Source organism: Rhodovulum sp., from assembly GCF_011048875.1.
GTDB lineage: Bacteria > Pseudomonadota > Alphaproteobacteria > Rhodobacterales > Rhodobacteraceae > Rhodovulum > Rhodovulum tesquicola.
In genome coordinates this window covers 1-8,178 of the sequence record NZ_DSDD01000151.1, presented here as the reverse complement: position 1 = coordinate 8,178, position 8,178 = coordinate 1, and the positions used below count along the sequence as shown (strand labels likewise).

The window sequence follows — 8,178 nt, the reverse complement described above, 5'->3', positions numbered from 1 at the left end:
GGTTCTCGGCGGATCTGTCGGGGCCGGATCTCCTTCACCGCGACCTGGTACAATCAGGCGGGCGCCCTGGTCCATGTCTACAAGGACGGGTCGATCCACCTGAACCATGGCGGGACCGAGATGGGGCAGGGGCTGAACACCAAGGTCGCGCAGGTGGTGGCGGACGCCTTTCAGGTGGATATCGAGCGGATCCGGATCACCAGGACGACGACCGAGAAGGTGCCGAATACCTCGGCCACCGCCGCCTCGTCCGGGTCGGACCTGAACGGGATGGCGGCGCTGGATGGGGCCGAGCAGATCAAGGCGCGGCTGGTGGGGTTTGCCGCCGAAAGCCGCGGCGTCGATCCGGCAGAGGTGCGCTTTGCGCCCAACGAGGTGTGGATCGGGGGCGCGGCGGTGCCCTTCGACCGGCTGGTGCACGAGGCCTATATGGCGCGGGTGCATCCGTCGGCGGCGGGGTTCTACCGCACGCCGGATATCCACTGGGACCGGGCGGCGGGCAAGGGGCGGCCATTCTATTACTTCGCCTATGGCGCGTCATGTTCCGAGGTGTCGGTGGATACGCTGACCGGGGAATACCGGATCGAGCGGGTCGATATCCTGCATGATGCGGGAAGGTCGCTGAACCCCGCGCTGGATCTGGGGCAGGTCGAGGGCGGCTTCGTGCAGGGAATGGGGTGGCTCACGACCGAGGAACTCTGGTGGGATGACCTGGGGCGGCTGAGGACGCATGCGCCGTCCACCTACAAGATTCCACTGGCGTCCGACATTCCGCGGGTCCTCAATTTGCGGCTCGCCGACTGGTCCGAGAATCGCGAGATGACCATCAAGCAGTCCAAGGCGGTGGGCGAGCCGCCCTTCATGCTGGCGATCTCGGTGCTTGAGGCGATCTCGATGGCGGTGGCGAGCGTGGCGGAGTACCGCGACTGTCCGCGGCTGGACGCGCCCGCAACGTCCGAACGGGTGCTGATGGCCGTTGAGCTGTTGCGCGGTGGCTGAGGCGGGCGGGTCGGCTTTGTGCTGCGTCGGCCGGACCCCGCGGCGCGGGCGGCCCTGCTGCGCGCGGAGGAGGTCGGGCAGGAAGCCCGCCCGCTTGTGCTGATCCCGGGGGCGGGGCATGTGGGCCGGGCGCTGGCCGGGTTGCTGGTGCAGATGCCGGTGCGGACCCTGCCGATCGACAGCCGTGCCGATCAGGTCGCGCAGGCGCCCCCGGGGGTCGAGGCCGAGATTCGCGCGGCCCCGCCCGGCGCGGCCCATTGTGGTGCTGACCCACGATCACGGGCTGGATTTCCTGCTGGTGGCCGAGGCGCTGGCGCGGGGGGACGCTGCCTATGTCGGCATGATCGGCTCGGCCAGCAAGCGCGCGCGGCTCTTGCGGTTCCTCGCCGAGCGGGGCGTTGCGCATCGGGGGCTGACCTGCCCCATCGGCGCGGCCGGGGCGGGCGACAAGCGGCCTGCGGTGATCGCGGCCTTCGTTCTGGCCGAGATCATGGCGGCGCTGGGCGCGCGGGCGGCAGAGGCCGCTTGCATCGCGGCTGATGGCTGACGGTCTCGCGAACGGCCCGCGAGCCAGCGACGCCGCGACGGTTGCGTTTCCCGGCCAGCCCGGCAGCATGTCCGAGACAGACGAAACGGAAAGGGAGCCTTCGATGGAAGCGGGCGAAAACGTGACTCCGGACAGGATCAGGGCCGTCCGGGCCGAGAAATCCACCATGCGCAGCCGCGATCTGGCCGACAGCCTTGGCGTGGCCGAGGCGCAGGTTCTGGCCGCGCAATGCGGCGCGGGCGTGACCCGGATCGCGGCGCATCCCGACGGGCTGATGCCGCGCATGCCCGGTTTCGGCGAGGCGATGGCGCTGACCCGGAACGACAGCGCGGTGATCGAGAAGACGGGCGTCTATGGCGATTACACGTCGGGCGAACATGCCGCGATGGTGCAGGGCCCGGCGATCAACCTGCGGATCTTTCCCCACCATTGGGTGCATGGATTCGCGGTCGAGGAGCAGAAGGGCGGCAGGATCCGCCGCTCGCTCCAGATCTTCGATGCGGCGGGGGATGCGGTCCACAAGATCTATCTGGGCGAGGACGGGATCGAGGCCGAATGGGCGGACCTGCTGGCCGCGCTGCGGCTGGAGGATCAGTCCGACAGCCTGGGCGTTGCGCCGCGCGAGCCGGTGGAACCGACGAAATCCGACCCCGCCGGGGCCGGGCGGCTGCGCGAGGAATGGGACCGGCTGACCGACACGAAACCGTTCCCGGAAATGCTGCGCAAGCTCGGGATGAACCGGCTGGGCGCCTATCGCATCGCGGGGGCGCCGCGTGCGCGGGCGCTGGACCCGGCCGGGATGAGCGGGCTGCTGGACGGGCTGGCGGAGCGCGCCCTGCCCTTCATGCTGTTCGTCGGCAACCGGGGCTGCATCGAGGTCCATGGCGGACCGGCGGCGAATATCAAGCCGACGGGGCCCTGGCTGAACATCCTCGATCCCGATTTCAACCTGCATCTGCGCGGCGACCATGTGGCCGAGCTTTGGGCGGTGACCAGGCCGACGAGGCGCGGCCCCGCCGTCTCGGTCGAGGCGTTCGATGCGCGGGGGGCGTTGATCCTGCAAGCCCTTGGCATGCGGCAGGGGGAGGTTGACCATACACCCGGCTGGGGCGATCTGGTGGCGACGCTGCCCGGTCTGGGGACCGCGGTGACCGCATGATCCGCGCGCTGGACCGTGTCGCGTGGAGGGCGGGCGCGCTGCCCGCCGCGGCGGCCGACCGGGCCTGTCGGTTGGCAGCGCGATCCGGGTCGATACCCCGCCCGGCCGGGGCACCTGTCTGTTGTCGCATGCCTCTTTTCAAAGCCTACTGTTTCAGTCAGGAAATGGGGGTGCAGGCCGTTCGAGGGCCGGCCGATCGGGACAGGAGCGCGTGGATGGAGAGAGCGACCGGACAGGTGGAATGCGTGCGGGCCGGGGAGGCCGGCGGGAAGGACGATGCTGGCGCTCGGGTGCCCGAGCATGATGCGCGGTGGCTGACGGGGGGTGGGTCCAGCGCGGTGATCCGGCTGAACGGAATGGACTACCTGTTGCGGATCACGCGGGCGGGCAAGCTGATCCTGACCAAGTGACCGGCGAGATCCCGGAAACGCGAAACGCCGCGCGGGGTGCCCTGTGCGGCGTTTGCCGTTTTTGCCTGCGACCCGCGATCACTCCTTGCGGCGCTCGGTGATCTGGAGATCGGCGTCGAGTTTCATGTCATATTGCCCGTCGACGCAGAACACGTCGTCGAGTTCGTAGCCGCCATCGTCTTCCGCCTCGATATCCGAGGGGTCCATCTCGCATTGCATCTCGGCCAGCATGGCCGTGATCTGCGCGACGACCTCGGCGGGCACCTCGTCATCGGCCATGGCAAGACCGGGGGCGAGGATCAGCGCGGCAATGGCGATCAGTCTCCTCATCGGTTTGTCCCTTCTGTCAGCGGATGGCGATCTGGACGCGCTGGTTGTCACTGGTGGTGCCGGGGATGCGCAGATCGTAGGTGCCGGGCTTGATCGCGATGAAGGACAGCCGGACCTGCCCCGCGGCGTCGAATTCGAGGCTGTCGAGGGCCATCGCGCGCACCTCGATATCATTGATGACGACCTCGTTGATCCAGATCGCACGGAAGAATTCCGGGCCGACAAGGGCCAGTTCCGCGGATCCGTCCGCCGTCATGTCCAGAACGTAATAGGCGCCCGATTGCAGTTCCACGGGTTGTTCGCCGTCAAGGAGCGGCTGGCCCGAAGCCAGTGTCAGCACGATCGGCTCGCCGCGGTTGCAGCGCGCCAGAAGTCCGGCAAAGCCCAGATCGTCGCAGAGCGGCGCGGCCATCACGGGGCCGCCCGTCAGGCCCAGCGCAAGGGCAAAGGCTAGTTTCTTCATGGTGTTCCTCCCTTTCATTCCGTTCCTGTCCCTTGTGCGTCAGTCCGGCGCGACGACCACGCCCCAGGGCTGCTGGCCGACCTGAACCGACTTGATGACCTCTTCGCGGGCGACGTCGATGATCGAGACATCGTTCGAGTTGCCGTTGGTGGTGATCAGGAATTTCTCGTCCGGCGTGAAGCCGAGCTGCCAGACCCGCTGGCCGACCAGCAGATACTTGATGACCTCGTCGGTTTCGCCGTCGATCACCGCGACGCGGTTCGACGGCACCAGCGCGACGAAGACGCGGCTGCCATCGGCGGTGACCTTGACACCCACGGGTTGCAGCCATTCGGGCTGGATGCCGGGCACCTCGAAGCTGATCTTCCTGGTGATCGCGGGTTCGTCGGCGGTCATGTCGATCACGCTGACGGTGCCGCCGATCTCGGCGCTGACATAGAGCTTGGTGCCGTCCGAGGTGAACTCGGCATGGCGGGGGCGCTGGTCCACCAGCACGTTATGGGTGATCTGGTAGGTCTCGGCGTCGATGAAATGCGCCATGTTGGTGGTTTCGGACGTGTTGATGACCGTGCGCGCATCGGGGCTGATCGCCATGCCCTCGGGTTCGATGCCGACGGGGATTTCGGCCAGCACCTGCCGGGTCTTCACATCGACCACGGTCACCATGTTGTCGTCCTCGTTGGCGATGTAGAGCGGGTTGCCCGAGGGGTGCAGGACGAACAGTTCGGGGTCGGAGCCGGGGGGCAGCGTGTGCAGTTCCTCGAAGGTGTTGGGGTCGAAGACGCGCACCAGGTCGTCATCCGAGGCGCAGACGTAAAGCTCGCTGCCATCGGGGGCGATGGTGATGCCGCGCGGGCGGTTTCCGGCGGGAAACTCGGCGATCACCTCCCAGGTGGTGCTGTCCAGCACGGTCACGGTGTTGCCGCGTTCGTTCGAGACGAAGACATTGTTGGCAAGCGCGGGCGTGGCGGCAATGGCAAGGGCGGCGGCGGCGGCCAGAAGCGTGGAGCGGATCATCGGATACCTCATTCGAAAGCGGTTCAGGCGGATTCGGGTTGGTCGAGCCCGAGGCTGTCGAGAAGCGTGCGCTGGTGCAGGAAGCCATCCTGCGGCGAGACGCTGACCGTCATCCGGCCATTGGTCAGAAGGATCGGCTGGCGCATCTGGCCGTTCCATTTCCGGAAGGTCACCGGTTCGCCCTTGAAGGCGGCCAGCGTGAACGCGTCGCCCAGCGCACAGGCGCGCAACTCGGCCGGATCGGCCGAGCCGGTGCGGGTCACGGCCTCGCCGATAACGCGCAGGGCAAGCCAGGTCTGGTAATCCTCGTCGCGCATCGGACGGTTCGTGAGTTTTTCGAAGCGTGTGTTGAGCTGCGTCGCGCCCCGGGATTCATGCGTCGGCGCCCAGGTTACGGGCACCAGCCCGGCCGAGCCTGCGACCGGCGCGGCCTGCCATGTGTTGTAGGGCAGGTATTCGGCGAAATAGTCGGTGGCGTCGGCGGCCAGTACCACGTCATGGCGCGCCGTATTCTGCATGAAGACGGGCAATTGGCGCTGGACCAGCACATGGCCCGAATCCGACACCCGCGAGCCGCCGGTATCGGTGAATTCACGCTCGCCCACGATCCGCGCGCCGAAATTCCGGGCCGAGGCGCGGTAGGCATCGGCCATCGCCAGCAATTCGGCCTCGCGCGCGAGGATGACGAAGAGGCGGTAGCCGTCGCCCACGAGCCGTTCGAACGCGGCCAGCGCGTCCTCGGGCGTGGTGGCCACGGTCACCGTCTCGTGGGTCTGGCCCATGAAGCGGCCGGTGGTGGCGTTGTCCTCGGTGCCGAGCGTGGCACCGGCGAAGGCGCGATCCTCGGTCGGCAGGTCAAGCCGCGACAGGGGAAGGAGAGAGGGGTAATCGACGCGGATGACGGCTGTCCGGACCTCTTGCGCCATGGCAGGGAGTGTCGCCAGCGACGCAAAAGCCGCGCCCAGCAGCGCGGCGCGCGCCCGCAGGCGCAATCCGGACAGGTTGGACCAGAACCCGTTTTCGGCAGCCATGGCCGATCTTCCCCCTCTGCTTCTCCCGTCTTCCGGGCGCGCATGCCGGCGCGCGCCGTTCTTCCCAAATCTGCCCGGGAAGAATCGGCAATCACCTTGCCGATCCTTCCCGTTGGCGCAGCGTCGCCAATCGACCTTGGCGCAGGAAACGCCAGAATGGGTCGCAAGGGGAGGAAACAGCGATGTTCGACCGGCTTCATCTACGCTGGCAGGTGGTTCTGTGCGTGGCCGGGCTTCGGGCCGTGGCGCTGGCGGGTTGGGTGATGCTGGAGAATGCGCGCAACGCCATCAGGGTCGAGATGACGTCGGCCGAATCGGCGGCACGCGCCCAGGTGATCGCGGCGGTCGGCACGGCGATGCGCGACCACCCGCCCGGGCGGGTTCTGGACGTGCTGTCCGAGCAACTGGTCGAGCCGCGCCACGTCCGGCTGGTGCTTTACGATTCGCGCACCGGGCCGCTGCCGGTGCTGTCGGGCAGCCGCGAGGCCGAGGTCGCGCCCGCGCCCGGCTGGTTCGCCGGTCTGGTGATGCCCCCCCGGCGCGAGACGCGGCTGTCGATCCTGGATAACGGGCGCGATTACGGCTTTGTCTCGCTGAGCACGGCGCCGCAGGACGAGATCTCCGAGATCCGCGAGGATGCGGTGGCGCTGTTCGGGACGCTGGGCGCGGCCTTGCCGGCCTCTGCGCTGGTGGTGATGGCGGTGATCGGGCGGGGCTTGCGGCCGCTGGACACGGTCAATCGCGGGCTGGCGGCGTTGCAGGCGGGCGATCTGTTGACGCGGATCGCGGGTGTGCGCGGCGCCGATTCCGTGCCCATCGTGGGCGGGTTCAACGCGCTTTCGCAGGGGTTGGAGACCAGCGAGATGGAGCGCGCGGCGCTGGCGCGCAAGATCGTGGAACTGAGCGATGCGGAACGGCGTGCCATCGCGATGGAGTTGCATGACGAGTTCGGCCCTGCCTGTTCGGGCCGAAGGTCAAGGCGGGCGCTATCGCGCGCGTGGCCGAATGATCGGGCGATGGCACGCTGAGGCGCGATGCCGAGACGGTCGCTCCGGCCGGGTGCGGATCGCGATGGCGGTGGTGACGGACGGGCAGGGGCCGGGCAAGATCGCGCTGGGTATCGAGGATAACGGCGTGGGGCTGGGGGCCGGGCTGGTCGAGGGGCGCGGGCTGACCGCGATGCGCGACCGGGTCTATGCGCTGGGCGGCAGGCTGGCGCTGGGCCCGCGGCCGGGCGGCGGCACGCGGCTGACCGTGCGCCTGCCGCTTGCCGGTGCCCGAGCCGCGCACCCCGCGATGGAGGCCCTGGCATGAAGACCGCGCTGATCGTCGGCGACCATCCGGTGACCCATATCGGCTGTGGCCAGCTTCTGCGCGATCTGGGCTATGACGAGGTGTTCGAGGCGCTGACCGAACGCGAGCATCAGGTGCTGCGGCTGATCGGGCGGGGCGAGGATTTGCAGTCGATCGCGGATGCGCTGTGCATCAGCTACAAGACCGCGGCGAACACCAGTTCCACGCTGAAACGCAAGCTGGGCGCGCGCAACACCACGGAACTGGTGCGGCTGGCCATCGAGACCGGGCTGTCCTGATGCGTTTATGGGCAATTCGTGGCAGTCTTCCCACCGAGTGATAACGTTTTTTCCATCTGCATTTCCCATCCGGCGGAAAGCGGTTAGGTAAGTGGCCGAACTATCGAGTGGTGTACCGGATGAGCAACGGCGGCAGCCTGTTACCGATCATTGCGATCCTTCCCTTCCTCGGGGCATTGATCCCCGGAATCATGATCCGTGCGGGCCGGACCGCCTGCGCCAGTTTCACGGCGATGCCGACGATCCTGGCGCTGGTGATGCTGGGCGTGCTGGTGCCCGACGTGATGCGCGGCGAGATGATCCAGTGGCAGGTCGCGTGGCTGCCGCAACTGGGGCTGTCGGCCAGCTTCTTCCTCGACGGGCTGGGGCTGCTGTTCGCCGGCATGATCCTGGGGATGGGGCTGCTGATCACGCTTTACGCGCGGTTCTACCTGTCGGGCGAGGATCCGATGGGGCAGTTCTATACCTATCTGCTGCTGTTCCAGGGCGCGATGCTGGGCATCGTGATTTCGGACAACATATTGCTTCTGCTGATCTTCTGGGAACTCACCAGCCTGACCTCGTTCCTGCTGATCGGCTACTGGAAGCACCTGCCGGAGGGTCGGCAGGGCGCGCGGATGGCGCTGGCGG

At 67.8% G+C, this 8,178-nt stretch carries 11 protein-coding genes and 1 pseudogene; 8 read left to right on the top strand and 4 right to left on the bottom strand.

Annotated elements, in window-relative coordinates; translation table 11 throughout:
* From ENN83_RS05405 to hemP, 4 genes are all read left to right on the top strand, one after another.
* Positions 1-999, top strand: a 999-nt coding sequence (locus ENN83_RS05405; RefSeq protein WP_287184939.1) for a molybdopterin cofactor-binding domain-containing protein, incomplete at its 5' end; no start/stop codon positions are given.
* 118 nt (positions 1,000-1,117) lie between these two features.
* Complete coding sequence (locus tag ENN83_RS05400; RefSeq protein WP_414707623.1) at positions 1,118-1,546, top strand: XdhC family protein; 429 nt, start codon at positions 1,118-1,120, stop codon at positions 1,544-1,546.
* A gap of 103 nt (positions 1,547-1,649) precedes the next feature.
* Positions 1,650-2,705, top strand: coding sequence for a hemin-degrading factor (locus tag ENN83_RS05395; protein ID WP_287184934.1), 1,056 nt, complete (start codon positions 1,650-1,652; stop codon positions 2,703-2,705).
* 215 nt (positions 2,706-2,920) lie between these two features.
* Entirely contained in the window at positions 2,921-3,115 is a 195-nt protein-coding gene (gene hemP / locus ENN83_RS05390; RefSeq protein WP_287184932.1) for a hemin uptake protein HemP, read from the top strand.
* 78 nt (positions 3,116-3,193) lie between these two features.
* Here hemP and ENN83_RS05385 read toward each other — a convergent pair whose 3' ends face one another.
* From ENN83_RS05385 to ENN83_RS05370, 4 genes are all read right to left on the bottom strand, one after another.
* Entirely contained in the window at positions 3,194-3,394 is a 201-nt protein-coding gene (locus ENN83_RS05385; protein WP_414707624.1) for a PepSY domain-containing protein, read from the bottom strand.
* A gap of 67 nt (positions 3,395-3,461) precedes the next feature.
* The gene (locus ENN83_RS05380) at positions 3,462-3,908 is read right to left on the bottom strand and encodes a hypothetical protein (protein ID WP_287184927.1); all 447 of its coding nucleotides are present in this window, start codon (positions 3,906-3,908) and stop codon (positions 3,462-3,464) included.
* Positions 3,909-3,947: 39 nt separating this feature from the next.
* Positions 3,948-4,925 (bottom strand): YVTN family beta-propeller repeat protein, encoded by a 978-nt coding sequence (locus ENN83_RS05375; protein WP_287184925.1) that lies wholly within the window; start codon positions 4,923-4,925, stop codon positions 3,948-3,950.
* Between the two features lie 23 nt (positions 4,926-4,948).
* The gene (locus tag ENN83_RS05370) at positions 4,949-5,851 is read right to left on the bottom strand and encodes a branched-chain amino acid ABC transporter substrate-binding protein (protein WP_287184942.1); all 903 of its coding nucleotides are present in this window, start codon (positions 5,849-5,851) and stop codon (positions 4,949-4,951) included.
* A gap of 287 nt (positions 5,852-6,138) precedes the next feature.
* Here ENN83_RS05370 and ENN83_RS05365 point away from each other — a divergent pair, with 287 nt between their 5' ends.
* The 4 genes and pseudogenes from ENN83_RS05365 to ENN83_RS05350 form a co-directional block, all read left to right on the top strand.
* Complete coding sequence (locus ENN83_RS05365; RefSeq protein ID WP_287184923.1) at positions 6,139-6,984, top strand: hypothetical protein; 846 nt, start codon at positions 6,139-6,141, stop codon at positions 6,982-6,984.
* 43 nt (positions 6,985-7,027) lie between these two features.
* Positions 7,028-7,270 (top strand): hypothetical protein, encoded by a 243-nt coding sequence (locus tag ENN83_RS05360; RefSeq protein ID WP_287184920.1) that lies wholly within the window; start codon positions 7,028-7,030, stop codon positions 7,268-7,270.
* On the top strand, positions 7,267-7,548 hold the full coding sequence (locus ENN83_RS05355; protein ID WP_287184919.1) for a response regulator transcription factor: 282 nt from the start codon (positions 7,267-7,269) through the stop codon (positions 7,546-7,548). Before ENN83_RS05360 ends, ENN83_RS05355 begins: the two co-directional genes overlap by 4 nt.
* Positions 7,549-7,667: 119 nt before the next feature.
* A pseudogene (locus ENN83_RS05350) lies at positions 7,668-8,178 on the top strand (monovalent cation/H+ antiporter subunit A); the annotation flags it as partial.

Excerpts from the sequence above, each read along its gene's own strand:
- ENN83_RS05400 (WP_414707623.1), top strand. The coding sequence starts at position 1,118 with ATGTGGGCCGGGCGCTGGCCGGGTTGCTGGTGCAGATGCCGGTGCGGA.
- ENN83_RS05395 (WP_287184934.1), top strand. The coding sequence starts at position 1,650 with ATGGAAGCGGGCGAAAACGTGACTCCGGACAGGATCAGGGCCGTCCGG.
- hemP (WP_287184932.1), top strand. The coding sequence starts at position 2,921 with ATGGAGAGAGCGACCGGACAGGTGGAATGCGTGCGGGCCGGGGAGGCC.
- ENN83_RS05385 (WP_414707624.1), bottom strand. The coding sequence starts at position 3,394 with ATGGCCGATGACGAGGTGCCCGCCGAGGTCGTCGCGCAGATCACGGCC.
- ENN83_RS05380 (WP_287184927.1), bottom strand. The coding sequence starts at position 3,908 with ATGAAGAAACTAGCCTTTGCCCTTGCGCTGGGCCTGACGGGCGGCCCC.
- ENN83_RS05375 (WP_287184925.1), bottom strand. The coding sequence starts at position 4,925 with ATGATCCGCTCCACGCTTCTGGCCGCCGCCGCCGCCCTTGCCATTGCC.
- ENN83_RS05370 (WP_287184942.1), bottom strand. The coding sequence starts at position 5,851 with ATGGCGCAAGAGGTCCGGACAGCCGTCATCCGCGTCGATTACCCCTCT.
- ENN83_RS05365 (WP_287184923.1), top strand. The coding sequence starts at position 6,139 with ATGTTCGACCGGCTTCATCTACGCTGGCAGGTGGTTCTGTGCGTGGCC.
- ENN83_RS05360 (WP_287184920.1), top strand. The coding sequence starts at position 7,028 with ATGGCGGTGGTGACGGACGGGCAGGGGCCGGGCAAGATCGCGCTGGGT.
- ENN83_RS05355 (WP_287184919.1), top strand. The coding sequence starts at position 7,267 with ATGAAGACCGCGCTGATCGTCGGCGACCATCCGGTGACCCATATCGGC.